Below are 25,032 nucleotides of genomic sequence, written 5' to 3'. Positions count from 1 at the left end.
CATACTATGGCAAAACTGATCTATGATAAAACAGGACGGCTGCTGTTCACAAAGGAAATGAAGCGTGAATATACGCTTCTGTTTCCGATGATGGCGCCGATTCACTTCACGATTTTAGGCAACGTGTTCCGTCATTTCGGCTATCACCCGGAACTGCTCACGACAACCGGCCCGGAAATTGCACAGACGGGACTCAAATATGTTCACAACGACACCTGCTATCCGGCAATTTTAGTCATCGGACAGCTGATTCACGCGCTTCAGAGCGGAAAATATGACCTTAACAAGGTGGCGCTGATGATTACCCAGACGGGCGGCGGCTGCCGTGCGTCCAACTATATTTATCTTTTGCGCAAGGCACTCAAAAAAGCTGGGCTCGAACACGTTCCGGTCATCTCCGTAAACCTTTCGGGCATGGAGAAAAACCCGGGCTTTAAGCTCACACTGCCGATCATCCGCCGCGCTGTCGGCGCGATTGTCTACGGTGACGCTCTGATGCTGTTAAAAAACCAGACAAAGCCGTATGAACAAAACGATGGTCAAACGGATGCACTCGTTGATCACTGGACCGACTATCTTGTCAAAAAATTAAACAAAGGCGAAGGCTGCTCCAAAAAGGAAATTCGCGAAACACTCAAACAGATTGTGGCGGATTTTGCAAACGTGCCGGTTTGCCGTACACCGAAGGTAAAAGTCGGCGTGGTCGGCGAAATCTACGTCAAATACGCAAGCCTCGGCAACAACAACCTCGAGGACTTTTTGGCATCACAGGACTGCGAAGTCAATTTACCGGGCATTTTGTCGTTCGCACTGTTTAAAGTGGATAACCGGTTAGAGGATATCAAACTTTACGGCGGAAGTAAACTCAAATTTTTCGTGGTCAACAAGCTGATGCGTTACTGCGAGGCACTCGAATCCATTTTGATTGAAAGCATCAAGGAGGCGCCGCAGTTTATCCCGCCATCACCTTATCAGCACACAAAATCGCTCGTCAAAGGCGTGATTGGCTACGGTGATAAAATGGGGGAAGGATGGCTTTTGACAGCGGAGATGCTCGAACTTGTGGAAATGGGCTATGAAAATATCGTCTGCACGCAGCCGTTTGGCTGTCTGCCGAATCACATCTGCGGAAAAGGCATGATCCGCAAAATCCGCGAAATCGACGAGCGGGCAAACATCGTTGCAATCGACTATGATGCCGGCGCAACCCGTGTCAACCAGGAAAACCGCATTAAATTGATGCTCGCCGTTGCAAAAGAGCAGCTTTCAAGCAAGGAGGACACATGTGGAATCTGATCGTCTGCTGGGTACTGTACTTTTTTTGCTACAGTGTCTTAGGCTGGATGTGTGAAACCGTCTATTGTTCGATCGGTGCAAAAAAACTGGTCAACCGCGGCTTTTTAAACGGTCCGCTCTGCCCGGTATACGGATTCGGTGCACTCCTCGTGCTGAGCGCACTGCGGCCGCTCCACGGCAATCCGCTGCTCATTTTTTTCGTGGGCGCCATTGTCACAAGTGCACTCGAATATGTGACCGGCTGGCTGTTGGAAACCATTTTCCACATGAAGCTGTGGGATTATTCGAAGCGGATATTAAATCTGCATGGACGTGTATGCTTACGCAACAGTGTATTGTTCGGGCTTTTGTGCGTTGTGCTTGATTTATGGATTCACCCGCTGTTTGCACGGTACATCGAAGCACTGCCAACACTCGAGCTTGGGTTGTTGTGCGGATTTTTATGCGGAATCTTGTTCAGCGATTGTCTGATCACCGTGTACACCTTCCTGCGGGTCAACGGTCACATTCAAAAAATGCAAGCCGCTGCAGAATCGTTTCATCAAACGGTTAAAACGATGCGGGAGGAACAGCATGCACAGGCTTCCGCCGCTGTTGCGGAGCTCCGCGCACAGCTTGAGCGGATGCAGACAGATACACATGCGCTCGAACGCCGTATTCTGCGCGCATTTCCGCAGATACAGTCCAAGCGATATCCGGAAGCGATGGAAAAACTCAAAACTGCTGTGCGTGCGTATGTACGAAAGAAAAAACAATAAAACAGGACAAAAAAATCCGCGTTGGCAAAAGCCCACGCGGATTTTTCATATTCTGTTTTACTTAACAGCGTGCATTGTGGCGATCCACAATCTCGCCGACATATTTGATCCGGTCGATGTTGCCTGTCGAAGACATCTCGTCCGAAATGCCGAGAATCAGCTGTCCTGCAAACATGTCGATAATCTGCTCGGTCTGCTCTTTGAGCATCTCAATCGGATACATCTCATCAAACAAAAGTGCTGCAATGCCGTCCACCAAGTACACGTCATCGCCGAATGCTTCTTTGATTTCCTTGAGTGTCACATCGCCCTGCGGCTTCGGTGTTACCGCTTCAATGCCGTCCAAGCCGGTTTCTTTTGCATATTTCAAAATCGCCTTGGTATCGCCGTCCCAGTGCGCAAATGTGAACTGTCCCTGCTTGTGCAGAAGCTCGTTGCGGTGCTGATATTCCGGCAGTACATACTGCTCAAACAGCGACGGCGGAAGCGTTGCACAGTGCACGTTGTCACCGAAGTTGATCCATTCAAACTTGCTCGTTTCAATCATCTTGATGAAACGGTCATGGTTCTGGCTCTTGATTTTAAAATATTCTTCGCAGACGTCCGGCATATCCATCAATGCAAAAATACCGCCTTCAACACCCATGGTGTCGTTAAACAGCGACTGCACATTGATGCGCGGGAAATAGATCGAACCCAAGCCGTTGTTTCCCCAGATCTCATAAACCCGGTTATATGCTTCCTCGTCGAACACATAGTCCTGATGTGCTTCAATGTACATCTGAACTTCCATGTCCTTTTGGTCTTCGACCCACCATTGTTCAAAAAACTCGCCGTAGTTTGAACGGTTTCGCTTTAAGATACAGTCGATCGTACCTTCAGGTGTTTCGACGAAATGCTGTGTCCGCAGTTCATCCAGTTTCTTTGAATACCGCTTGATCGACGGATCTTCAATCAGTTTCACTGCTTCGTTATAATCATAGATACGGTTCGAGCAGTCAAGTGCATCATAAAGCTCACGAATGCTCATACCGGTATACGGTGCAGGCAGCGGCTCATTGCGATACTGTCTATCGGCATACCAGCAAATGATACGCGGCTGCCAGAGTACTTTACCGTTTGCTTCGCCGCGGATAATCTGCCGGTTCAGCGTCAAAAAATCGCGATTGTTCATCTTTCGCTCTCCCTGTATCTCTTACCGAAGCGATTCCCACGTTTTGAAGATGCGGTAAACGTTGTCCGGATTTGCGCCCGGGCCGAACTCGCACTGTGCGATACATCCGCCGTTGTCCCAGAGATTCTCGTAAACGCTCTTGACGGCGTTTTCAATCTGCTCCGGTGTTCCCTCCGGAATCAAGTGCTGACGGTCAATCTCACCCCAGAAGGTGATTTTGCCTTTAAACTGTTTTAATTTATCAACACCCATGCAGAAAATCTGGCTGTTCATTGCATCGAGTCCGATGTCAATCAAACGCGGAATGATGTCGAGCGTATAGCCGTCCGAGTGCATGAACATTTTCTTGCCGTGTTTGTGCGCAATGTCGATATAGTCGCGGTACATCGGACGGAAATACTCATCCCACAGCGCCGGGTTAATCAGCAGTGCTTGCTGTGAACCCCAGTCGTCCATCATATTGAGTGCATCGACGTCTGTCTGTGCCCATTTGGTGAGCAGGCGGCAGTAAAAGTCGTGCATTTTCTCCATGAATTCGAGCATTTTCTTCGGCGGGTCCATCAAATCCATGTAGAGATTGACGGTACCGCGGATAAACTGAAGCTGCTCAAACGGACGCGGGCAGCAGCCAGCCATCATAAATTTATCCGATGCATGATACGACGCGTTGACCTGGTCAATATCAAAGGTCAAAAACTCCTCCGGGATATGGACATTGTCCGCATCTTCCCAGTCATCATCTTTGACAATCGGCTCTTTGACCTCACCGATAATACCTTTGTGAATGTTTGTAAAAATGCAGCCCCATTCGTCCACATAGGTGCCAACCTCATACGGATCGCCCTGTGTTTTCGGGAGTGCTTCATACGTTGTCTGCGGGCCGTCAAAATCCCATGTGAAATCCTCGCGGATTTTTTTCATCATTTCAGGATATGTAAACTCTGCCCACGGCAGTGTCCAGATTTGACGCGGAACACGGCCGTCTGTATTTTTAAAATTCAGCGTGTCCAATACAAGCTGTCTTGAGGTACGTTCCATAAACCTATCGTTCCTTTACGCTTCTTTATAAGGGGTGTATGTTTTTGCAACCTCGACCATCAGTTCAGCTTTTCTAAAATCAGAGCCGGACGGATATTCACAGCCGGTTGCCAGCATATAGCCGCTGTCTTTGCCGAAAATGTCGATCTGACGTTTGCATTCTTCCACCCATGCTTCATCGGTGCTTGTAACCACCATCGGCGGCGGCACACAGCCGATAAGACCCAATGTCTTGCCGTATTTTTCTTTGCATTCTGCAAAATCGGCGCAATCTGCCGGCGGATGCAGGAAGGAGAACGCAATCGGATTGGTTGCTTCAATCTGTGCATCAAAATACGGCTTTTCACCGCAGTTGTGAATCATAACCAGCACACCGCGTTCATGACAAACATCCGCAAGCGCTTTGATTGCGTCACTCTCCATCTCGATCCACATATCTTTCGACATAATTGTACCGGAAGCAAACAAGGTATCAAACATCACGCCCTGAATAATGTTGCTCTCCTTACTCTCTCTTAACGGTAGATTGCTTCTTCACGCCAGATTTTCTGCATCAGCTCATAACGCTCGAGCGGCAGTCCGGTATATGCACAGTTGGATGTAGAGAAAATGAAGCCATATCCCTCTGCCATACCTTCACGGATGCAGCGGCGAACATCTTCTTCCGCCTCTTCCACTGTACCGGTCTGCAAAAGACCGCAGTTGACGTTGCCGATCGTGCAGACACGGTCGCCGTATTTTTGGCGGACTTCGAGCAGGTTCATGTGACCCTGCGGATCAATCGAATGCAGCGCATCCGGACCGCAGTCAACAATCTGATCGAGAATCGGATTGATGTTGCCGTCGGTGTGTTTGATTGTATAGAAGCCGAGACCTCTGTATGTATCGATGCATTCTTTCAAATGCGGTGCAACAAGCTCTGCAAAGATGTCCGGCGAGAAGAACGGGTTGACGTTGAATGCATAGTCCGAGCAGAGTGCAAAGCCATCGAGCAAACCGGTACCCGAAAGTGCTGCTGCACGTTTAGACGCTTCCTCCTGCCAGCGTTTCTGCTGATCGTGAATGCTGTCCGGATCTTCATACATTCTTACCGAGAAATCGATCATGTCATCGCCGGTCGGAATGCTTACCGTTGTATCACCGTGCATCATCAGGAAATACTCATCGCCTGTTTTTTCACGGATTGTCTCAAGCAGCCATTTGGTGTTTTCGAGATCACCCGGATTCGGATGAACAAAAATCGCATCATGATTATAGCGTTTGGCCGTCATGATATAGATATCAGCCATTTCTTCAATGTGAAGTTTCTGCTCCGCATAAGACATCTGATTCCACTGCTCATAAAAACGATGGGAAGGGTGTACCTTCCCAAACGCTTCCATTGTGAGGAAAAAGACAAGTTCAAACTGCGGAACATGACCGATGATCGGTTCGCGCCGAAGCGCTTTTTCAAATCGTTGTTTATGGGTATCAGCCATGGTTCCGTCTCCTCCCTTTTCTTAAATTACGAGCAGAAACCAACTGCAACTTCAGCTGCGGTTGCTGCATCCGGTGTGTAGGAATCTGCCTGTACGCTGTCGCAGAAGTCCTGAGTAACAGGTGCGCCGCCGATCATAACTTTTGCACGGATGCCCTCTTTTTTGACGAGGTCAACAACGTTTTTGATCTCACCCATGGTGGTGGTCAGCAGTGTGGAGCAAGCGATGATGTCTGCATCGTTCTCTTTTGCAGCCTGAACATACTGCTCAGCAGAAACGTCAACACCCAGATCGATAACGTTCATGCCTTTGCCTTCCATCATCATTTTTACGATGTTTTTGCCGATATCGTGCAGGTCGCCTTTAACTGTACCGATGACAACGGTGCCTTTGCTCTCAACGCCTTCCTGTACGAGGTACGGTTTGAGCATGGTGGTGCCGGCATTCATTGCACGTGCAGCGATCAAAACTTCCGGAACGAATACTTCGTTTTTCTTGAATTTTTCGCCGACAACGGACATACCGCTCAGCAGGCCTTCTTCCAGAATCACGTTCGGTGCAATGCCTTCGTCGAGTGCTTTCTGGACGAGTTCTTTAACGTTTTTTACTCTGCCTTTCTGGAGGAATTCGCTCAGTTCTACTAATGTTGTGCTCATAATACATGATCCTTTCTGAATAAAAATTTTTTCGTGTTAATATATAACTCAGCATCACGCTGATGTTATTCGGTATAAAAGCTCATCTGCTCGACGTACTGATCCATGAAAAACGGACTTTCTGAAAGCTCGATGATGTGTGCCTGTTTTGCAATCGAACGCGCACTTTCGCGGCCGCGCTCGCTCAAAAGATCGGCAGCGCCTGTACCGGCTGCATTGCCGAGCACTTTGACGCAGTCTGCCAGTGAAGCAGGAATCAATCCAATGGTTGCCGCAGCCTTCGGATCAATATAGCTTCCGAAACCGCCGCAGATATAAAAGGTTTCCGCTTCATCAGCTGAAACACCACAGTGGTGCAGCATGGTGAGGATTCCGGCGCAGATCGATGCTTTTGCAAGCTGAATCTGACGAATATCGCGCTGTGTCAGTATGATGCCGCTGTCACCAATTCGGACAAGCAGCCCTTCGTCATCCTCATCGATGAGCGATTCATATGCGCCGCATTCTTCGTTGATTGCGCCCATTTCATCGACAATTTCTAATTCGACAAGCAGTGCCATCAGCCGGATGAGTCCGCTTCCGCAAAGTCCCTGCGGTGCTTCTTCGCCGATCACATGATAGCCGATCGTCTTGTCCGCATTCAAAAAGACGTTGTCGATTGCACCCGCACCCGCCGGCATTCCCTGGCGGATACATGCGCCTTCGAGCGCCGGTCCTGCCGCTGTCGAGCAGGTGACAAGCTGTCCGTCATGGACAAGTGCCATTTCACCGTTTGTGCCGATATCGGCAAGCAGTGCTGTCTTTTTCCCATTCAAAAAGTCAGCTGCTTCCATTGCGCACACCATATCGGCACCCACATACGCCGAAATGCACGGCGGCAGATAAAGCACTGCATTTTCATATGCAGGAAACCATTTGGCCGCGGGCTGTTCCTCATCAAAGAGCGAAACCGTCCGAAACGGCGAAACTGCAAGCGGTGCCGGATCATATCCATAGAAAAAGTGAAGCATCGTTGTGTTGCCGGTGACGACAATCCGTTTGACTTCGCTCGGTACTGCAATTTGATCGATCGCACGATGAAACAGTGTGTCAATCTGCGACACGATCGTCTGATGCAGTGTCTGCGGCTCATTTACACCGATACGTGTAATGACATCCGCACCGAACGCACCTTGCTTGTTGTGCTCGCCAATCGCACGAACCCGCTCGCCGTTTTGATAGGTGTAAACTGCAATCGTCGTTGTTCCGATATCGACCGCAATGCCAATTCCCTCTTGCGCAACCGTCTTTTTGGTGCCGTCAAGCATCACAGAACGATCATCCTGTTTGCTCTGCAAAATGGTAATGGTACAATCTCCGACTGCCGATGCCGCACAAGCCATGCGAATGCCGGAAGCAATCTCTTCTTTTGTCAATCGGCGTTTTTCCGCTTCGGTCAGCGGAGAAAGCGCGCCTTCAGCACGCACCTTGCATTTGCCGCAGGTATGATTGCCGCCGCAGGGCATCGGAACAGAAAACGGCTCTGTAAAATCGGAAAGAAGTGTTTCCTTTGAAAATTCGGCGGTGGTTTGTGTCCCTCCGTTTTGAATTTTTGCGATAAACATGAATGTTCCTCCGGAATAGATTGGTTAACGCTCAGACAACGATGCACGAAACATAGGTAACCGTTGCTTCGCCGTTATAATATTTTAAGCCGCAGCGATTGCATACATCGCTCACAAGCAAACCGTATGCCTCCATCGGAACGACAAGCTTTTCCGGAAAACGGCACGGTGCATCCGGGCAGGTGCACGTTTCACAGGTGGTGCATCCGCCTGCGCCAAGCGGCAACAGATCCGGGAACTCTTTGCGCAGTTCGTCCGCCGCCTTTGCAAACAGCTTCTGATGCGCTTTTCCCGCAGCCTCCATTCCCTCTAAATCAAAGGAATCTTCAAGCTTTGTAACAGAAATCATCACAACACCCTGTGTACGGGACTGAATCCGGTCGGTGCACTCCTCAAGTGTACCGCAGTACGGCGGACAGCTCCATTTTCTGCCGTATGCACCGCAGCGATCCACTGCGCACATATTCCGCACTTCAGTAAGCGGCTTAAGATCGCTTGGAGAAATGAGTGCCGCATCGGTGAAGCCGATTTCTTTTACAATTTGAACCAGTTTGCTGTAATCCATAAATGTTTCGCCTCTTTTTTCTTATGCGCGTTTGTCGCCGCGCCATTCACGAACGGTATCCACCATCGCAAGATATCCTTCGGTCGGAACATAATCAGGAATCGAGTTGCCCGAACCGAATGCAATACCGCCGTGACCTTTGACACGCTCTAAGCAGTCAAGCACATATTCGCGGATTTCCTGCGATGTTTTGCGGCACAGTACGTCGGTATCAATACCGCCGAAGTTGCCGATTTTGTCGCCGTATTTTTCGACCCAAACAGAGAAATGTGCAATACCGTCTTCGTTTGAATGTTTTGCGTTGATGTTTGCTTCGGAAATAATCGAATCGAATACTTTAAACAGATTTCCGCACGAATGCAGCAAAAACGGTTTTCCTTTTGCATGCACCATATCGGTGATCCGGCGGTACTGCGGCAGGATGTGCGCACGAATATCTTCGGTAGACAGCAGCGTCATGGTGTTGAAGCCCAAGTCGTCGCCGAACCGGCAGACACAGAACACATCGGAAAATTCATCGAGGAATCGTTTCCAGATCTGTGCATGCACATCACCGAGTTTTTTGAACAAATCGGCATACAGTTCTTCGTTGTCGCTTTTCATAAAGCAAAGATCCATGTAACCGACCAGATCCTGCACTGTTTCAAACAAACCGTTGCCTACACCGCCGATTGCTTTCATTCCTGCCGGGCAGGTTTCAGCAAAATTGCGCATATACGGCGCATACGCGTCAAAAAAGCGTGTCGGCAGCTCGTCAAACGGATATTTTTCAAAATCCTCGCGCGTTTTGATGACGCCTTCTTTGTGTGCGCCGAGTGCGCCGCCGTCGATCAAAATGCCGCAGCTTGAAAACTCCATCGAAGCCGTGTCATAGCCCATCTGTTTAAAAAAGTCCCAATATTGACGGAAGCCCTCGCGGCTCTCTGCCATATCTTTGGAAAACATTAAGTCAAACGGCCGTGTGCCCGTTGTTTCACGAATCACTTTTTCGCCGACCAAGTGCTCGTAAAGCGGAACACGATCCACCCATTCATTGTTTGCAACCTTGACAATGTTGCGGTAATCCGGCTCAAAATCTTTGTAGCGGATAATTTCCATTTAAAAACACCTCTTGTTTCTTTTCTCGTTTGCTCATATAATAGAGAAAAGTGTTTTGACAAAATTTCGTACTGTTTCTTTAAAACCGACCGTCTGTTTTGTCTTCATTATAGCAACTTTCACACGAAATTCTATGTATATACATCTTTGATTTTTGGACTATTCTTTTTTGAACGGAGTGATTTTTGTGCCAGAGTCCATTTTTCTTGAAAATCCCGAATCAACAAACCAGATTCCGAACTATCCAATCGAGTGCTATCACTCTGTCAATCCTGTAAAAGACAGCACCTCGCTTATGCACTGGCATTTCTGCTGTGAAATGGTGTTTGTATACAAAGGAAGAGAGCTTGTCAATATCGGCGGAAAAACACTCGTGCTCAATCCCGGCGACATTATCTATATCTATCCGCAGCAGGTGCACGAGTTTGTAAACGGTGCGGATTGTTCCGAAATTGCACTTTTAAAGTTTGATACCTCTTTGCTTCTTTCGCAAAAAGTATTCGACATCGAGCAGGAGTATTGGTCCCCGTTTTTAACAGAGAGCGGCTATCGCTGTCTGACATTCAACCATGCGCTTTCCGATGTACAACCTTATCTCGATCTCCTGCTTTCCGAAACGGAAACGCGTTCTCACGGATTCCAGATCCGAATGCGCCATGCGATATGCATGCTGATGTCTGTCCTATGCGACACGCTCATGCCGTTTCCGTCGATTGTACCGGGCAATATGATCTCCAAAAAAGAAACAAAACAATTCAATATGCTCTTACAGTATATCGCAACACATTTTTATGAGGATTCATTGATTGATACCGCTTTGGAATTCTGCCATTTAAGTTACAGCAATTTCGCGGTCAAATTCAAACGGCTCTACGGAAAGACGTTTACCGATTATGTCAATCACGTCCGCATCTCCTATGCACAGCACATGCTCACAAACACCAACGAACCGATGGCAATTATTTCAGAAGCATGCGGCTATCACGACCCCTGCTACTTCAGCCGCATTTTTAGAAAGCTCACCGGCACAACGCCGCTCTCCTATCGGCAGGCACACACAAACAAATAAAAATTCCCGGTATCTGTACAGATACCGGGTTGCTTTTTGTATACGAACTTGGTATAATAGAAATATACTTACATAGTATATTTTAAACATATAAAGGAGCGATTCAAAATGAAAAAAGAAACATTTTCCGTCAAAGGCATGATGTGCGCACACTGTGAAGCACGCGTCACCAACGCGCTCAGCGCACTCGATGGTGTAAAATCCGTCAAAGCCAGTGCCAAAAAAGGCGAAGTCACCGTAAAGTATGAAGAAGCCGCTCTTTCTTCCGATACCATCCGTACCGCGATCACTGAAACCGGCTATGAGGTTTTGGCGTAAATGGAAACTGAAAAACTGACTTGCAAAATCGGCGGTATGATGTGTGCCGCCTGTGCCGCTAATGTCGAACGCGCGCTCAACAAAACACACGGCGTTTTGGACGCACAGGTTAACATTGCGACCGAGCGTGCAACGATTGACTATAACCCGAACGAAGTATCCAAAGAACAGCTTGCACAGGCAGTCAAAGCGGCCGGATACGAAATGATTGATCGGGCAAAAGCGGCTGAACTGGAACGCATCAGCAAAGAAAAGGAAACAGCCGACAAAAAACGCCGCATGATTATTTCCGTTGTATTCGGCGCACTGCTTCTCTATACGGCGATGGCGCCGATGGTTCCGCTGCTCGACCGGCTGTATCCCTCATTTTTGCTGCCGGACAACAACCCGCTGCTGTTTGCCGTGACACAGATCATCCTGCTCATTCCGATTCTGATTGCGGGATTCGGATTTTATACCCGCGGATACGCCGCACTGTTCCGATTAGCGCCGAATATGGACAGCCTTGTTGCCGTATCAACGACGGCGGCGCTCGGCTACAGCCTCTATTCGACAGTGCTGATTGCTTTGGGCGATATGCATGCGGCACACCGGCTCTATTTTGAGAGTGCCGGTGTCATCATCGCGCTGATTCTGCTCGGAAAATTCTTGGAATCGAGAAGCCGCGGAAAAACAGGCGAAGCCATTCGTGCACTGATGTCACTTGCGCCGAAAACCGCAACCGTTTTAAGAAACGGCGAGCCTGTCACGATTGACGCTTCGGACGTGAAGCTTGGCGACAGCGTACTGATTCGTCCGGGCGAAAGCTTGCCGGTGGACGGCACGGTTGTTTCAGGTCAAACATCGATTGACGAAAGCATGCTGACCGGCGAGAGCCTGCCGGTTGAAAAACTGCCCGGCGACCGCGTATACGGTGCGACAATCAACCAGACCGGCAGTATCGTCTATACAGCGGAACGTATCGGTGAGGACACCGCACTGGCCCGCATTGTCCAGATGGTAGAGGATGCCGCCGGCTCCAAAGCGCCGATTGCACATTTGGCAGATGTGATTTCCGGATGGTTTACGCCGGTGGTCATGTCGATCGCACTGCTCGCGGCAGTCATTTGGTTCTTTGTCAAATGGGATTTCGCATTTTCGATGCAGGTGTTCATCTCCGTGCTCGTCATTGCCTGCCCGTGTGCGCTCGGACTTGCAACGCCGACTGCCATCATCGTGGGCACCGGAAAAGGTGCGGCGAACGGTGTACTGTTTAAAAACGCCGCCGCTTTGCAGCAAACGCACCATATCAAAACGGTCCTGTTCGATAAAACGGGAACGATTACCGAGGGTGCGCCGACTGTCAGCGACTTCTTACCGGTTTCCATGCCGGAGGACACCGTGTTAACGCTTGCCGCTTCACTGGAACAGGCAAGTGAACACCCGCTCGCACAGGCAGTCGTATCGTTTGCACAGAATCGCGGTGTGCCGCTCAAGGAAGTGACACAGTTTCAGGCGGTCGTCGGAAACGGCATTGAAGGTATGATCGACGGCGTATTTGTAAAAATCGGTACCCCTTCCTATCTGCAAATCCCGATGCCTGCGCAGGCACAGACATTTGCACAACAGGGAAAAACACCGATTCTTGTAAGTGCAGACGGTGCTCTGTGCGGCATTCTGGCTGTCACGGATCCGATCAAACCGACAAGTGTCCGTGCAATCCGTGCACTCCACAACATGGGAATCCGCACGGTAATGCTCACAGGCGACAACGAAAAAACCGCCCGCGCGATTGCCGACCAGGCAGGAATCGATCTTGTTCACGCACAGATGCTTCCTGACACAAAAGCGGCTACCATCAAACAATACCAGACAGACAGACATCATCTTGTCTGCATGGTGGGCGACGGCATCAACGATGCCCCTGCTCTCACAACGGCAGATGTCGGCATTGCAGTCGGTTCCGGCACAGACGTTGCGATTGAATCGGCAGATATTGTCTTGGTGAAAAATGATCTGCGCGACGTTGTAACGGCCATTCGGTTAAGTCACATGACAATGCGCAATATCAAACAGAATCTGTTCTGGGCATTCGGCTATAACGTATTAGGCATTCCGATTGCGGCAGGTGTACTGTACCCGGTGTTCGGCGTGCTGCTAAACCCGATGATTGCGGCGGCTGCAATGAGCCTTTCGAGCGTATCGGTTGTCACCAATGCACTTCGCTTAAACTATATGAAACTCAAAAAAGACGATCTTAACTGATCGAACCGTATAAAAAACGCAGCCCTTTTTATAAGGACTGCGTTTTTTATTCATTCTGCATGTTCTGTTTTTGAAAATGTCGGCGCATGTGACGCTTCAATGTCATACGGCGTGGTCTGATACACAAAATAGTTGAGCCAGTTTGTATAAAGCAGGTGCGCATGCGAACGCCACATATTTTTCGGCGCTTTGGTGGGATCATCATCCGGAAAATAGTGTTTCGGAATGTCAGGATTCAATCCTTTCTGAAGGTCGCGCTCATATTCTAACCGAATCGTTTCTGCATCATACTCCGAATGACCGGTGACGAAAAACTGTCTGCCGTCCTGATCGCAGACAATATGAACGCCTGCTTCATCGGAAACGGACATGATCTTGAGGGCCTCAATTTTCTCGATGTCTTCCGCACGCACCTCTGTATGGCGGGAATGCGGCGCCAAAAACGTATCGTCAAAGCCGCGGAACAATCTCGATTTCGGTGTGCGCATCTGATGCGTAAAAATGCCGGACAGTTTTTTTGCAAGCGGATATTTTTTCACGCCATAATGATAGTAAAGCGCTGCCTGTGCCGCCCAGCAAATATGAAATACCGACTGGACATTCGTTTTCGTCCACTCCATAATGCGGCACAGTTCCTCCCAGTATTCCACTTCCTCAAACGCCAGATGCTCAACCGGCGCACCGGTGATGATCATGCCGTCATAAAACCGATCTTTGACATCGTCAAATGTCTGATAAAACGAAAGCAGATGATCCTCCGGCGTGTGCGTGGAAACATGGCTTTTTGTCTGAAGCAGATCCACCTCAATTTGAAGCGGTGTATTTGCAAGACAGCGCAGAAGCTGTGTTTCGGTCACAATCTTTGTCGGCATCAAATTTAAAATACATATTTTTAACGGGCGGATATCCTGATGAAGCGCCCGATATTCAGTCATTACAAAAATATGCTCCTGTTCGAGCACTGCACGTGCCGGTAAGCTGTCGGATATTTTAATCGGCATGATAAAAAAGCTCCTCCTTCATTCCTTTGAAGCAAAAATAGACGCAAAATTGTCTTGTTTCATGATATCAGAAAAAGCGCGATTCCGTCAAGCGTTTACCGGCAGAAACAACGGTTTTGACTGACACCGCCTTTTGAAAAGCGATATCTTTTGTGAGGTTCCTGTAAATTCTTTTCGTTTCTTGTTGAAAAGCTGTTTTCAAAACATACGAAATGTGCTATAATGAACACGAAATTTAAGCTTTTATAAAAGTGGTGACTAAAATGAAACATGATGAGAATCAAACGGCCATGTACCATTTGCGCCGCAAAAACAGAAACAGAATTTTCCGTCTGATTTATTCAGAACGTGAAATCTCCCGTCAGGAAATTGCAACCACACTTTCATTAAGCCTTCCGACTGTCAATCAAAATTTAAAAGAACTGCATGCCGAGGGACTGATTGAGTTTGCAGGTACATTCAGCTCAACAGGCGGACGCCGCCCCACGATTATTGCGCTGGCTTACCGTGCGTTTGCCGCAATTGGCATTGAGATCAGCGCAAGCGCCATTCGGTTCATTGCACTCAATTTGTTGGGACAGCGCATCGGCTCTTCGCGCGTAATCCGCCGATTCACTGACACAGACTCCTATTTTGAAACACTTTCTTCAAGCCTTGAAACCTTTTTGACCCAAAACAACGTCGACCGCAGCCGCATCCTCGGTGTGGGCATTTCACTGCCGGGCATCATCAGTCCCGATTCGAAAACACTGGAAATGGCTCCTTCACTCGGTGTTTCGCATTACCCGCTGTCCCGTTTTTCAGATGTGATCCCATATCCCTGCCTGTTTGACAATGACGCGAGTGCCGGCGGTTTTGCTGAGCTGTTTGGCTTAAACGACAAAAAAACAATGGCATATCTCTCGGTCGGCAAGGGGATCGGCGGCGCTTGCTTTTTTAACGGCGAGCCGTATGAAGGCATGACCAGACGCGCTGCGGAATTCGGACATTTGTGCATTCATCCGCAAAACGATGCGCTCGTCTGCGCCTGCAGCAAAAAAGGATGTCTGGAAGCATATTGTTCGACCGATCGAATCTCGTCTGACTTTTCCATTACAGTCGAGGAATTTTTAGCCCGTGTGGAAAACGGCGACACGGCATGCTGTGAACGATTGGATACGTATCTGTCCGATCTGGCAATCGGAATTTCCTCCATTTATACGGTGCTTGACTGCGACATTATTATCGGCGGTCAAATCGCTTCTGTTTTGGCGCCCTATATGGATCAGCTCACCGAAAAAGTAAACGCGCATATTCTGCCGGGCTCCAATCACCACTTTTTGTCTTTGAGCAAGCTGCATTCGCTCACAAACTGCACCGGTGCGGCACTTCGCTGGATTCAGCGGATTCTTGAAGACACCTGAAAAATAAGACATGCTTCGTCTTTTTGCAGTTAAGAAGTGTTACAATGCGTGTTCGGGCACAAATTTTTATTGACAAAGTGCTCATTCCCGTTTACTATGGAAAATAACAAAGATGTTTTTCGCGAAGCGCACGAAAACATCACAAGGATTTTTTACAATAAAGGAGTGCTGCCAATATGAACTGTCTGCTTGGCATTGACATCGGTACCTCCGGTACCAAAACTGTTCTCTTTGACGAAAACGGCACCCCGCTTGCCTCCTCCACCGTCGAATATCCGCTGTATCAGCCGCAAAACGGCTGGGCGGAGCAAGATCCGGACGATTGGTACCGCGCAAGCGTACAAACCATCCGCACCGTCATCGAAACAAGCGGTGTTTCGCCGGAATCGATCAAAGGCATCGGTCTTTCCGGTCAGATGCACGGACTCGTTATGCTCGATGCTTCGGGCACTGTTTTGCGCAAGAGCATTCTGTGGTGCGACGGCCGTACCACGGAGGAATGCGCCGAAATCACGGAAACCATCGGTGCAGAGCGTTTGATCGAACTGACTGCAAACCCGGCATTGCCCGGCTTTACCGCCGGAAAAATCCTCTGGGTCAGAAAACATGAACCGGAGCTTTATGCAAAATGTGCGCATATTTTGCTGCCGAAAGACTACATCCGCTACAAACTGACCGGCGTATTTGCAACAGAGGTTTCCGACGCTTCGGGCATGAACCTGCTCGACGTGAAAAACCGCTGCTGGAGTGAAGAAGTCGTCAGCAAACTGTCGATCGATCCGTCGTGGCTGCCGAAAGTTTATGAGTCGCCGGAAGTGACCGGCTATGTGACCGAGGAAATCGCTGCACTCACCGGACTTTGTGCCGGCACACCGGTTGTCGGCGGTGCAGGCGACAATGCCGCAGCCGCAGTCGGTACCGGCGTTGTCGAGGACGGCAAAGCATTCACCACAATCGGTACATCAGGCGTTGTGTTTGCACACACCTCCAATATGGTGATTGACCCGAAAGGCCGCGTGCATACCTTCTGCTGTGCTGTTCCGGGCTGCTGGCATGTAATGGGCGTTACACAGAGCGCCGGACTGTCGCTCTCGTGGTTTCGGAACAACTTCTGCACCGCAGAAATGGAAACCGCAAAACAGATGGGTGTTGACCCGTACTATCTGATGGATAAAGAGGCTGCAAACGTACCGATCGGCGCAAACAAGCTCTTGTTTTTGCCGTATCTGATGGGCGAACGCACACCGCACCTTGACGCAAACTGCCGCGGCGTATTCTTCGGTCTGTCTGCGATCCACACAAAACGCGATATGATTCGTGCCGTTATGGAGGGTGTTTCCTACTCCCTGCGCGACTGCATGGAAGTGTTAAAAGAAATGGGCGTTGTGTCAAACGAGATGCTCGCCTGCGGCGGCGGCGGAACCAGTCCGCTGTGGCGGCAGATGCTTGCAGATCTCTATGGCTGCCCGGTTAAAACGGTTGCTTCCAAAGAGGGTCCGGCGCTCGGTGTTGCAATTTTGGCAGGTGTCGGCTGCGGATTGTATCCATCGGTCGAAGAAGCATGCCGCAAAGTGATCCGCACAAACGAGCCGCAGCTTCCGGATCTTTGTGCACACGAAGCATATGAGCATTTCTACGCGGTCTACCGCAGTCTTTATCCCGCGCTCAAAGATTCTTACAAAGCACTTGCTTCCCTGTAAGAAGAAAGGATGATCCAACATGAAACTTTATTCCGTATTTGACGAAGCGTTTAATGCGTATGGCCGCGTCATCAAAGGCTATGATACCGCTGCCCTGTTCGCTTTCTTAAAAGAAACAACCGACTGTCCGTCAGACGGCGTGATCTACGTACCGTCCGACAAGACGCTTGAAGCACTGCCGCTGTTTGATGCACTGCAAACCCGTTTTTATGGCGGTATGCCGATTCAGATCGGCTACTGCAACGGTACCAATACCATGCTCAACTGTGTCGAATATCACCGCGACAGCGAGTTAAACGCTGCTGCTGACGATATCGTACTGCTGCTCGCAAAACAGGACGAAATCAAAGACGGAAAGCTGTCCACCTCGAATGTTCATGCATTCTGTGTTCCGGCAGGCACACTTGTTGAGCTGTATGCAACAACGCTCCACTATGCGCCGTGCAGTGCGTATAAAGGTGCAGGCTTCCGCGTTGCTGTGATTCTGCCGAAAGGCACAAACGAAGCAAAACCGGAAATCGGCAGTGACGAAGGCGAAGACCGCCTGCTGTTTGCAAAAAACAAATGGCTCATTGCACACGAAGATGCACCGGAAGTCAAATCGGGTGCTTATGTGGGTCTGACCGGCGACAATATCAACATTGACCGCTTAATTTAAAATCTAATACATAAAGGAGTCTTTACAATGAACAACATTCCTGCTGTCAAAATGGGAATCATCTCCGTAAGCCGCGGATGTTTCCCGATCTCGCTCTCTGAGCGCCGCCGCCATGCAATCGCAAACGCGTATGACGGCGAACTGTACGACTGCCCGGTTACTGTTGAAACCGAAGCAGACGTCAAAAAAGCAATCGAAGACGTGAAAGCAAACGGTGTCAACGCACTGTGCGTCTATCTGGGCAACTTCGGTCCGGAAACACCGGAAACGATGCTTGCACAGTATTTTGACGGTCCTGTAATGTATGTGGCTGCCGCTGAGGGCGACGGCGACATGATCAACGGCCGCGGCGACGCATACTGCGGTATGCTCAACTGCTCGTACAACTTAGGTCTGCGCAACATCAAAGCATTCATTCCGCCGTATCCGGTTGGAACCGCTTCCGATATCGCAAAAATGATCGCAGAGTTTGTTCCGGTTGCAACTGCACTGCTCGGCCTGCGTTCGCTCAAAATCATCACCTTCGGTCCGCGTCCGAGCGACTTTTTCGCTTGCAACGCACCGATCAAACCGCTGTTTGACCTGGGCGTTGAGGTAGAGGAAAACTCTGAGCTCGACCTGCTCGTTTCCTACCGCGCACACGCAAATGACGAACGCATTCCGGCGCTCATGGCAGAAATGGCAGCTGAACTCGGCGAAAACAATCCGTATAAAGGCGTTCTGCCGCGTTTGGCACAGTATGAGCTCACACTCCTCGACTGGGCAGAAGAACACAAAGGCACCCGTGACTATGTCGCATTTGCAAACAAATGCTGGCCGGCATTCCAGACCGAGTTTGGCTTCGTTCCGTGCTATGTCAACAGCCGCCTGACCGAAAGAGGCATTCCGGTCAGCTGTGAGGTCGACATCTTCGGCGCACTCAGCGAATACATCGGCATCTGTGTCACCGGCGAATCGGTCACACTGCTCGACATCAACAACAGCGTACCGGCTTCCATCTATGATGAGGACATCAAAGGCCGCTATGACTTCCGCCTGGATGAAACATTCATGGGCTTCCACTGCGGCAATACACCGGCATGCCGTTTGAAAAACCCGCATATGGGCTACCAGCTCATCATGAAACGTCAGCTCGAACCGGAAAAAGCAGAGCCGGATATCACCCGCGGCACCATGGAAGGCGACATCGCTGCAAGCGATATCACGTTCTTCCGTCTGCAGGGCACTGCTTCGGGCGAACTGAAAGCATATATCGCACAGGGTCAGACACTCGACGTCGCATCCCGCAGCTTCGGCAGCATCGGCGTGTTTGCAATTCCGGAAATGGATCGTTTCTACCGCTATGTGCTCGTAGAGAAACAGTATCCGCACCACGGTGCAGTTGCATTCTCGCACTGCGGCAAAGCACTGTTCTCGCTGTTCAACTTCTTGGGCATTGCGGACATCGCATATAACCGTCCGAAATCTCTGCCGTATCCGAACGAGAACCCGTTCTGCTAATCAATAAGAATTTTTAAAAAAGCCATGCAATCCTTTGGGGATTGCATGGCTTTTTCTTTTTCGTTATAATAAGGAAAAAGGAGGTAAGTGCATTGGAAAAGTCATTTCGCATCGGGATTGTACAGCAAAAAAGCACCCCGTTTGCTGTTAAACAGAATACACACTCCGCATTACAAATGATTAAGGAAGCAGCGTCAAACCGCGCGGATCTTGTTCTGTTTCCTGAATGCTTTTTAACCGGATACGCGTTTCCCGAAGTTGATGAAACACTTCCCTTCTTAGTTTTACAGACATCCCCCGCCTATCAATCATGGAAAGCACAAGCGCTTTCACTCACCGGCGATGCTTTCCAAACGATTCGCCATGCCGCGAAAACGCATCGAATCGGCGTACTCATCACTGCACTGACAAAAGGCACAGAGCGTCCCCATAACACAGCGATGCTCATTGACAAAAACGGAGAAATCCAGTTTGTATATCACAAAGTGCATACCTGTGCGTTTTCCTTTGAAAAAATGATCGAACCGGGAAATGAATTTTTCGTCGGCGAAATAGACGGCGTGAAAATCGGCGCGATGATCTGTTATGACCGCGAATATCCTGAAAGTGCACGCATTTTGATGCTCAAAGGCGCAGAATTGATCGTTGTTCCCAATGACTGCACCATCATGGCACCGCGGCTGCGTACATTATGTGTCCGTGCGTATGAAAACATGGTGGGGGTTATCATGGCAAATCCACCGGGTGCAGGTGCCGGATGCTCGTGCGCATACAGCCCAATTCAGTGGAAAGACGATACGAATGCTGTTGATCCGACCTTATGTCTGGCAAGCGAAACAGAAGAAGGAATATTATATGCTGATTATGATCTAGACGCGCTGCGTGCCTACCGCGAAAACGAAATGATGGGCAACACATTCCGCCGCCCGGACGTATACGCGCCATTGCTTTCAACCGAAATCTCTCCGCCGTTTCTGCGGGAACATTAAAAAAACAGCCATCCGTTTTCGGATGGCTGTCTTTGTTTACATCAGCGATTCATCATAGTGTGCACGAATGCCGCCGATACATTTAAGCCTTGTACGTGCCGCTGTGACGTGTGCTTCTCCGATTTGCTTCACTGACAGCCGCACAGGCACCGCAACTGCACGCAAATGCATGCCGATCAGCGTATCGCCGATATCAATACCTGCATGTGCACGAATCGACTCCACTGCGGCAGGAGATTTAAACGACGCATAGACTGCCGTTGCAAACGATCCGCCTGCTTTTGGCTGTGGCACGACGTTTACGCATTCAAGGCCATATGCATCTGCACACGCTTGTTCCACGATCAGCGCACGATTCAAATGCTCACAGCACTGTGCCGCAAGGTAAATCCCATGTTCCTTTAAAATCGGCAAAATCGCAGCCACAACTGCACCCGCCGCATCGACGCTCGAATGTGAACCGATCCGCTCACCGACAATTTCACTCGACGAGCAGCCAACCACCAGAATCTGTCCGCTTTTTAAGTGTGCGGTATCAATGAGTTCCTGTACCGCAGCGGCAGCTTCTCTTCTGATTTGTTCTTCCATTGTTTTTATGCCTCCCGTTTTTCCGTTAAGTCAAGTATAATCCTCTCACCGCCAAAAATCAACACTGCAGCGCTTGCACACGCATATACAAACGCGGTATAATATTGATAAACAAGCTGTCAGCGAAAAAAGGGACTGCAACACGGAAGGAGCGCATTGGATGGATTCAAATACTGTACTGCATGAACTGGCTCCCGTTTTCGACAAACAATCACGCGTGTTGTTTTTGGGGACAATCCCGTCGCCGAAATCACGTGAAAAAGGATTTTATTATGCGCATCCGCAAAACCGCTTCTGGCCGGTGTTGGCTGCCGTGTTCGGTGAAGAAATCCCGCAGACAACAGAACAACGGCGCAATTTTGCACTTTCACACGGGATTGCGCTATGGGATGTGCTGGCCTCCTGCACCATTCGCGGTGCGGATGATCAAAGCATCAAAGACCCTGTGGCGAATGATTTATCGATCATTCTCAATCACGCGGATATTCGCGCAATCTTTACGACAGGAAAAAAAGCGGCAGCGCTCTATAAAAAATATTGTCTGCCGCAGACAAAGCGTGAAGCCATTGAACTGCCATCCACAAGTCCAGCAAACTGCCGATATTATACACTTGAACGGTTATGTGATGTTTATAGGAGTGCATTGCATACAATTTTGCTGTAATCGTTTCGTTTTCCCCCTTTTCCTTGACTTTATAGGGGGAATATCGTATTATAATATATAGAACCTCTGTTATTGATACGTATTTTGTTAATATTTAGCAAGTAAAAAACGAAAGGAATTTACTTAATGAAATATTGCATCAACATGATGTCTCGTGCAGATTCTGTTCAAGGTCAAGGCGTGGCTTCTGCATATAAAGAACAAGTTGCTTTGGTTGAAAATGGATTATCTGATCGTTTTTATGTCACATATAATTCCAAAAAGCCCGGAAACATCAATCATTATCATACGGTGAATTTTCCATTCTATCTCTCCATCTCACGCGCAAAGCGAAAAGGCAGCACGGTTGGCTATGTTCACTTTTTACCGGAAACGCTGGAGCAGAGTTTAAAATTGCCGAAGCTCTTTAAAAAAGTGTTTTATAAATATCTGCTGTCCTTTTATGGCCGTATGGATTATCTTGTAACCGTCAACCCGTACTTCATCGACCGTCTTGCCGCATATGGCATTGACCGCAGCAAGGTTACATACATTCCGAATTTTGTGAATGAAAACGATTTTTTCCCGTTTTCCAAAGAAGAAAAGACAGCAGCCCGTCAAAAATACGGCTTAGATCCAAACAAATTCACAGTCGTTTGCGCCGGTCAGCTTCAAACACGCAAAGGTGTCTTTGACTTTGTAGAATGCGCAAAACGCCTTCCTGACATTCAATTTTTATGGGCAGGTGGCTTTTCGTTTGGAAAAATCACCGACGGATACGCTGAAATTGAAAAAATCGTTGCAAATCCACCGAAAAATCTTGTATTTCCGGGCATTGTCGCTCGTGATGAAATGAATACCATTTATAATCTTGGTGATGTGATGTTTTTGCCTTCGTTTGAGGAACTGTTCCCCATGACAATTCTTGAAGCAATGAATTGCAACATTCTGCTCCTTCTGCGTGACATCCCCATCTATGAAGCAATTTTATTTAATTATTATGTCAAAGAGCCGGATTTGGACGGATTTGTCCGTGCATTAAAACGCCTTGCAACTGATCCTGCATTTTATGAAAAGGCGCAAGCAGACGCTTGGCGTGGACATCTCTTCTACAATCGGGAGCACGTTCTTTCCATGTGGGATGCGTTTTACACGCGTGTGATGGATGAACAATCTAAAAAACAGGCTCACACAAAATAGAGAGGAGTATTATGGAACTTAAAAAGAGAAATCTGATTTTTCTTGGGATCTTCTTGATCGCACTGGTTGGATACGTCATTTGGTCAACAGGATGGGACACCATTATACGGACGTTTAAAATCGCAAATCTCGGATGGCTGTTCGTTGCGCTGCTTTTGATGATTTTGTTTTGGCTTTTAGAAAGTAGTGTCTTTCATTTGATTGTACGATGCTTCCATAAAAAACAACGTTTTCGGTCCAGTGTAACCACTTCAATGATCGGTCAGCTGTTTAACTGCGTTACGCCGTTTTCCAGCGGCGGTCAGCCTGTTCAGGCATATCATATGACGAAAACAGGAATCCCGCTTGGAATTTCCAGCAGTTGTCTGCTGATTAAATTTATTGTGTATCAAATTGTTCTGACGATCTACTCCATCGTTGTATTGGTTGCAAAATGGGGATATTTTTCTTCTCAGATCAGTGGATTTGGCTATCTTGTTTTCATTGGCTTTTTAATCAATACCGGTGTGATGTTCTTTTTATTCGCCATTTGCTTTTTTAAGAATCTTACGCAGAAAATTGCATTTGGTGTGATTCGTCTGTTAACCAAATTAAAGCTTCTGAAAAAACCGGATGAGATCACAAACCGTGTCGCAAAGGAACTCGCTGAGTTTCATGAAGGATTTTTGCTGCTGCGCAAACACCTGCGCATGATGATTACAACATTCGTACTCACAGCCCTTCAATTAACCGTGCAGTTCTCTATTCCGTATTTTTTATGTTTAACATTTCGTGTTAACACGCTGTCGCCTACCCTTGTAATCTGTGCACTGTCATTTGTGACGATGATTTCATCGTTTGTTCCGCTTCCGGGTGCATCTGGCGGCGCGGAATACAGCTTCTATACATTCTTTTCTTCCTTTTTCAAAGATACGTCACTCATCAATTTGATTCTATTATTGTGGCGGTTGCTGACATTCTATCTGCCAATCATTGTTGGTCTTTGTGTGTTTGTATTTGCACTGAGAAAAATGAAAGGCAGCAAAGGGACACCTTCTTGCTCGACAACCTAAACATAAAAACGGCACAGCTGATTGTTGTGCCGTTTTTCTATAGGAACAAGACGAAGTCAGTTCATTTTATTTATAATATATTTTTCGATTTCACCTTTGATAACGTTTTGTTTTTCTACCGTAAATCCAGAAAATAAATGATATTTTTTTCTTGCAAAAGTCCGCAAAAACGGAATTATGTCTATTTTGGTTTTATCAATATGTAAGATCAAAGTTTCGTGATCTTCCGATACTTTTTCGATTGCTGAAAACGGGATCGTTCTGATCGGTACAACAAAAATAAAAGCCAACACATTCCTCACCGTTGCTGTGGCATGAATTCCGTTTTCATCTATCACAAAAGCGTAACCCAATATTGCTTGCCTTATCAATGTAAATAAAGAAAATGTCCATGATAATACAACTGCACCAATTACAATCGTAAACATTATTTTAGTTTGAGCATCCATCGGCATATTATCTTCCATTAAGATTTTATTTGTATTCAAAAAATACAGACCATACCATCCCAATAGAACGATGCCCAATAGAAGAAGAGAAACAATATAAAACTTTAAATTCAATTTAGTCTTAAATCTCATCTATATCACCGCCTGAACGTATTGTAGCATAAATATTATATCGAATCAAGAATAACGCAAACGTGCTACAGGCGGCGAAATTTAAACACACGTACCCGCGCGGGCACACCCGCACCTGCGGTGGGCGTTTCGCGCGGACTAAGTCCGATTTCCTCTGTCATCCCCGATGCGAGCATCTCATTAAAATAAAAAAACTAAGTCCGGACGCGCGGGCTAAGCTCGATTTCCTCGCGTCCGAAGATCACGAACAAAAGGAAATTATCTATTCCGCGTCGATGCTTCTTTCTTCGCTCCCGACGCGAGCATCTCGTTAAAATAAAAAAACTAAGTCCAGACGCGAATTACGTCCAGACTTAGTCTGGTGGCTCCCCCAACTGGACTCGAACCAGTGACACCCTGATTAACAGTCAGGTGCTCTA

General features: G+C 48.2%; 24 protein-coding genes. 13 read left to right on the top strand and 11 right to left on the bottom strand.

Going from position 1 to position 25,032, the window contains the following annotated elements:
- Window positions 1-6 precede the first annotated feature (6 nt).
- Window positions 7-1,296 carry a 2-hydroxyacyl-CoA dehydratase gene (locus tag H6A12_RS10650; protein WP_204447713.1) on the top strand — a complete coding sequence of 430 codons (1,290 nt, stop codon included), beginning with the start codon at window positions 7-9 and terminating at the stop codon, window positions 1,294-1,296.
- Window positions 1,284-2,054 carry a putative ABC transporter permease gene (locus H6A12_RS10645; RefSeq protein WP_204447712.1) on the top strand — a complete coding sequence of 257 codons (771 nt, stop codon included), beginning with the start codon at window positions 1,284-1,286 and terminating at the stop codon, window positions 2,052-2,054. Before H6A12_RS10650 ends, H6A12_RS10645 begins: the two co-directional genes overlap by 13 nt.
- A gap of 61 nt (window positions 2,055-2,115) precedes the next feature.
- On the opposite strand, the gene H6A12_RS10640 is transcribed toward H6A12_RS10645, so the two are convergent.
- From H6A12_RS10640 to H6A12_RS10605, 8 genes are all read right to left on the bottom strand, one after another.
- Window positions 2,116-3,228 carry a hypothetical protein gene (locus H6A12_RS10640; protein WP_204447711.1) on the bottom strand — a complete coding sequence of 371 codons (1,113 nt, stop codon included), beginning with the start codon at window positions 3,226-3,228 and terminating at the stop codon, window positions 2,116-2,118.
- Between the two features lie 21 nt (window positions 3,229-3,249).
- Complete coding sequence (locus H6A12_RS10635) at window positions 3,250-4,266, bottom strand: uroporphyrinogen decarboxylase family protein (protein WP_204447709.1); 1,017 nt, start codon at window positions 4,264-4,266, stop codon at window positions 3,250-3,252.
- A gap of 15 nt (window positions 4,267-4,281) precedes the next feature.
- Window positions 4,282-4,746, bottom strand: coding sequence for a uroporphyrinogen decarboxylase family protein (locus H6A12_RS10630; RefSeq protein ID WP_204447707.1), 465 nt, complete (start codon window positions 4,744-4,746; stop codon window positions 4,282-4,284).
- 35 nt (window positions 4,747-4,781) lie between these two features.
- Window positions 4,782-5,744 carry a uroporphyrinogen decarboxylase family protein gene (locus tag H6A12_RS10625; protein ID WP_204447704.1) on the bottom strand — a complete coding sequence of 321 codons (963 nt, stop codon included), beginning with the start codon at window positions 5,742-5,744 and terminating at the stop codon, window positions 4,782-4,784.
- A 26-nt stretch (window positions 5,745-5,770) separates the two neighbouring features.
- Window positions 5,771-6,400, bottom strand: a complete 630-nt coding sequence (locus H6A12_RS10620) for a corrinoid protein (RefSeq protein WP_204447702.1) — start codon at window positions 6,398-6,400, stop codon at window positions 5,771-5,773.
- A 65-nt stretch (window positions 6,401-6,465) separates the two neighbouring features.
- Entirely contained in the window at window positions 6,466-8,004 is a 1,539-nt protein-coding gene (locus H6A12_RS10615) for an ASKHA domain-containing protein (RefSeq protein ID WP_204447699.1), read from the bottom strand.
- A gap of 31 nt (window positions 8,005-8,035) precedes the next feature.
- Window positions 8,036-8,569, bottom strand: coding sequence for a DUF2284 domain-containing protein (locus tag H6A12_RS10610; protein WP_204447697.1), 534 nt, complete (start codon window positions 8,567-8,569; stop codon window positions 8,036-8,038).
- Window positions 8,570-8,590: 21 nt separating this feature from the next.
- Window positions 8,591-9,667 carry a uroporphyrinogen decarboxylase family protein gene (locus tag H6A12_RS10605; RefSeq protein ID WP_204447695.1) on the bottom strand — a complete coding sequence of 359 codons (1,077 nt, stop codon included), beginning with the start codon at window positions 9,665-9,667 and terminating at the stop codon, window positions 8,591-8,593.
- 187 nt (window positions 9,668-9,854) lie between these two features.
- Here H6A12_RS10605 and H6A12_RS10600 point away from each other — a divergent pair, with 187 nt between their 5' ends.
- The 3 genes from H6A12_RS10600 (at window position 9,855) to H6A12_RS10595 (ending at window position 13,298) form a co-directional block, all read left to right on the top strand.
- Window positions 9,855-10,736 carry a helix-turn-helix domain-containing protein gene (locus H6A12_RS10600; RefSeq protein ID WP_204447694.1) on the top strand — a complete coding sequence of 294 codons (882 nt, stop codon included), beginning with the start codon at window positions 9,855-9,857 and terminating at the stop codon, window positions 10,734-10,736.
- A 108-nt stretch (window positions 10,737-10,844) separates the two neighbouring features.
- On the top strand, window positions 10,845-11,054 hold the full coding sequence (locus tag H6A12_RS13700) for a heavy-metal-associated domain-containing protein (RefSeq protein ID WP_345941247.1): 210 nt from the start codon (window positions 10,845-10,847) through the stop codon (window positions 11,052-11,054).
- On the top strand, window positions 11,055-13,298 hold the full coding sequence (locus tag H6A12_RS10595) for a heavy metal translocating P-type ATPase (protein WP_345941246.1): 2,244 nt from the start codon (window positions 11,055-11,057) through the stop codon (window positions 13,296-13,298). It abuts the gene before it with no gap.
- A 50-nt stretch (window positions 13,299-13,348) separates the two neighbouring features.
- Here H6A12_RS10595 and metA read toward each other — a convergent pair whose 3' ends face one another.
- Window positions 13,349-14,299, bottom strand: coding sequence for a homoserine O-acetyltransferase MetA (gene metA / locus H6A12_RS10590; RefSeq protein ID WP_204447693.1), 951 nt, complete (start codon window positions 14,297-14,299; stop codon window positions 13,349-13,351).
- 263 nt (window positions 14,300-14,562) lie between these two features.
- On the opposite strand from metA, the gene H6A12_RS10585 reads away from it, so the two are divergent.
- The 5 genes from H6A12_RS10585 to H6A12_RS10565 all read left to right on the top strand — a co-directional run bounded on the left by H6A12_RS10585 (window position 14,563) and on the right by H6A12_RS10565 (window position 20,549).
- Window positions 14,563-15,702: an ROK family transcriptional regulator gene (locus H6A12_RS10585; protein ID WP_204447692.1), complete on the top strand. Its 1,140-nt coding sequence runs from the start codon at window positions 14,563-14,565 to the stop codon at window positions 15,700-15,702.
- Window positions 15,703-15,878: 176 nt separating this feature from the next.
- Window positions 15,879-17,402: a xylulokinase gene (xylB, locus tag H6A12_RS10580; protein ID WP_204447691.1), complete on the top strand. Its 1,524-nt coding sequence runs from the start codon at window positions 15,879-15,881 to the stop codon at window positions 17,400-17,402.
- Between the two features lie 19 nt (window positions 17,403-17,421).
- Window positions 17,422-18,060, top strand: a complete 639-nt coding sequence (locus tag H6A12_RS10575; RefSeq protein WP_204447690.1) for a DUF4867 family protein — start codon at window positions 17,422-17,424, stop codon at window positions 18,058-18,060.
- A gap of 27 nt (window positions 18,061-18,087) precedes the next feature.
- Window positions 18,088-19,560 (top strand): L-fucose/L-arabinose isomerase family protein, encoded by a 1,473-nt coding sequence (locus tag H6A12_RS10570; RefSeq protein WP_204447688.1) that lies wholly within the window; start codon window positions 18,088-18,090, stop codon window positions 19,558-19,560.
- A 92-nt stretch (window positions 19,561-19,652) separates the two neighbouring features.
- Complete coding sequence (locus H6A12_RS10565; RefSeq protein WP_204447686.1) at window positions 19,653-20,549, top strand: carbon-nitrogen hydrolase family protein; 897 nt, start codon at window positions 19,653-19,655, stop codon at window positions 20,547-20,549.
- 36 nt (window positions 20,550-20,585) lie between these two features.
- Here the strand turns inward: H6A12_RS10565 and H6A12_RS10560 are convergent, their stop codons facing one another.
- Window positions 20,586-21,137, bottom strand: coding sequence for a TIGR01440 family protein (locus H6A12_RS10560; RefSeq protein ID WP_204447684.1), 552 nt, complete (start codon window positions 21,135-21,137; stop codon window positions 20,586-20,588).
- 160 nt (window positions 21,138-21,297) lie between these two features.
- Here H6A12_RS10560 and H6A12_RS10555 point away from each other — a divergent pair, with 160 nt between their 5' ends.
- The 3 genes from H6A12_RS10555 (at window position 21,298) to H6A12_RS10545 (ending at window position 24,032) form a co-directional block, all read left to right on the top strand.
- Window positions 21,298-21,801, top strand: coding sequence for a DNA-deoxyinosine glycosylase (locus H6A12_RS10555; RefSeq protein WP_204447682.1), 504 nt, complete (start codon window positions 21,298-21,300; stop codon window positions 21,799-21,801).
- Window positions 21,802-21,927: 126 nt separating this feature from the next.
- Window positions 21,928-22,980, top strand: coding sequence for a glycosyltransferase family 4 protein (locus H6A12_RS10550; RefSeq protein WP_204447680.1), 1,053 nt, complete (start codon window positions 21,928-21,930; stop codon window positions 22,978-22,980).
- Window positions 22,981-22,991: 11 nt separating this feature from the next.
- Window positions 22,992-24,032: a lysylphosphatidylglycerol synthase transmembrane domain-containing protein gene (locus H6A12_RS10545; RefSeq protein ID WP_204447678.1), complete on the top strand. Its 1,041-nt coding sequence runs from the start codon at window positions 22,992-22,994 to the stop codon at window positions 24,030-24,032.
- A 56-nt stretch (window positions 24,033-24,088) separates the two neighbouring features.
- On the opposite strand, the gene H6A12_RS10540 is transcribed toward H6A12_RS10545, so the two are convergent.
- Window positions 24,089-24,613, bottom strand: coding sequence for a hypothetical protein (locus H6A12_RS10540; protein WP_204447676.1), 525 nt, complete (start codon window positions 24,611-24,613; stop codon window positions 24,089-24,091).
- Window positions 24,614-25,032: the final 419 nt, after the last annotated feature.

Source organism: Merdimmobilis hominis (genome assembly GCF_016901855.1).
Classification (GTDB): Bacteria; Bacillota; Clostridia; order Oscillospirales; family Ruminococcaceae; genus Paludihabitans.
The sequence above is the reverse complement of the archived record's forward strand: the minus strand, read 5'-3'. Positions and strand labels throughout refer to the sequence as shown.

Excerpts from the sequence above, each read along its gene's own strand:
- H6A12_RS10610 (WP_204447697.1), bottom strand. The coding sequence starts at position 8,569 with ATGGATTACAGCAAACTGGTTCAAATTGTAAAAGAAATCGGCTTCACC.
- H6A12_RS10540 (WP_204447676.1), bottom strand. The coding sequence starts at position 24,613 with ATGAGATTTAAGACTAAATTGAATTTAAAGTTTTATATTGTTTCTCTT.
- H6A12_RS10585 (WP_204447692.1), top strand. The coding sequence starts at position 14,563 with ATGAAACATGATGAGAATCAAACGGCCATGTACCATTTGCGCCGCAAA.
- H6A12_RS10630 (WP_204447707.1), bottom strand. The coding sequence starts at position 4,746 with ATGTTTGATACCTTGTTTGCTTCCGGTACAATTATGTCGAAAGATATG.
- H6A12_RS10545 (WP_204447678.1), top strand. The coding sequence starts at position 22,992 with ATGGAACTTAAAAAGAGAAATCTGATTTTTCTTGGGATCTTCTTGATC.
- H6A12_RS10640 (WP_204447711.1), bottom strand. The coding sequence starts at position 3,228 with ATGAACAATCGCGATTTTTTGACGCTGAACCGGCAGATTATCCGCGGC.
- H6A12_RS10650 (WP_204447713.1), top strand. The coding sequence starts at position 7 with ATGGCAAAACTGATCTATGATAAAACAGGACGGCTGCTGTTCACAAAG.
- H6A12_RS13700 (WP_345941247.1), top strand. The coding sequence starts at position 10,845 with ATGAAAAAAGAAACATTTTCCGTCAAAGGCATGATGTGCGCACACTGT.
- metA (WP_204447693.1), bottom strand. The coding sequence starts at position 14,299 with ATGCCGATTAAAATATCCGACAGCTTACCGGCACGTGCAGTGCTCGAA.
- H6A12_RS10560 (WP_204447684.1), bottom strand. The coding sequence starts at position 21,137 with ATGGAAGAACAAATCAGAAGAGAAGCTGCCGCTGCGGTACAGGAACTC.
- H6A12_RS10550 (WP_204447680.1), top strand. The coding sequence starts at position 21,928 with ATGAAATATTGCATCAACATGATGTCTCGTGCAGATTCTGTTCAAGGT.
- H6A12_RS10575 (WP_204447690.1), top strand. The coding sequence starts at position 17,422 with ATGAAACTTTATTCCGTATTTGACGAAGCGTTTAATGCGTATGGCCGC.
- H6A12_RS10595 (WP_345941246.1), top strand. The coding sequence starts at position 11,055 with ATGGAAACTGAAAAACTGACTTGCAAAATCGGCGGTATGATGTGTGCC.
- H6A12_RS10635 (WP_204447709.1), bottom strand. The coding sequence starts at position 4,266 with ATGGAACGTACCTCAAGACAGCTTGTATTGGACACGCTGAATTTTAAA.
- H6A12_RS10625 (WP_204447704.1), bottom strand. The coding sequence starts at position 5,744 with ATGGCTGATACCCATAAACAACGATTTGAAAAAGCGCTTCGGCGCGAA.
- H6A12_RS10570 (WP_204447688.1), top strand. The coding sequence starts at position 18,088 with ATGAACAACATTCCTGCTGTCAAAATGGGAATCATCTCCGTAAGCCGC.
- H6A12_RS10645 (WP_204447712.1), top strand. The coding sequence starts at position 1,284 with ATGTGGAATCTGATCGTCTGCTGGGTACTGTACTTTTTTTGCTACAGT.
- xylB (WP_204447691.1), top strand. The coding sequence starts at position 15,879 with ATGAACTGTCTGCTTGGCATTGACATCGGTACCTCCGGTACCAAAACT.
- H6A12_RS10605 (WP_204447695.1), bottom strand. The coding sequence starts at position 9,667 with ATGGAAATTATCCGCTACAAAGATTTTGAGCCGGATTACCGCAACATT.
- H6A12_RS10615 (WP_204447699.1), bottom strand. The coding sequence starts at position 8,004 with ATGTTTATCGCAAAAATTCAAAACGGAGGGACACAAACCACCGCCGAA.
- H6A12_RS10620 (WP_204447702.1), bottom strand. The coding sequence starts at position 6,400 with ATGAGCACAACATTAGTAGAACTGAGCGAATTCCTCCAGAAAGGCAGA.
- H6A12_RS10555 (WP_204447682.1), top strand. The coding sequence starts at position 21,298 with ATGGATTCAAATACTGTACTGCATGAACTGGCTCCCGTTTTCGACAAA.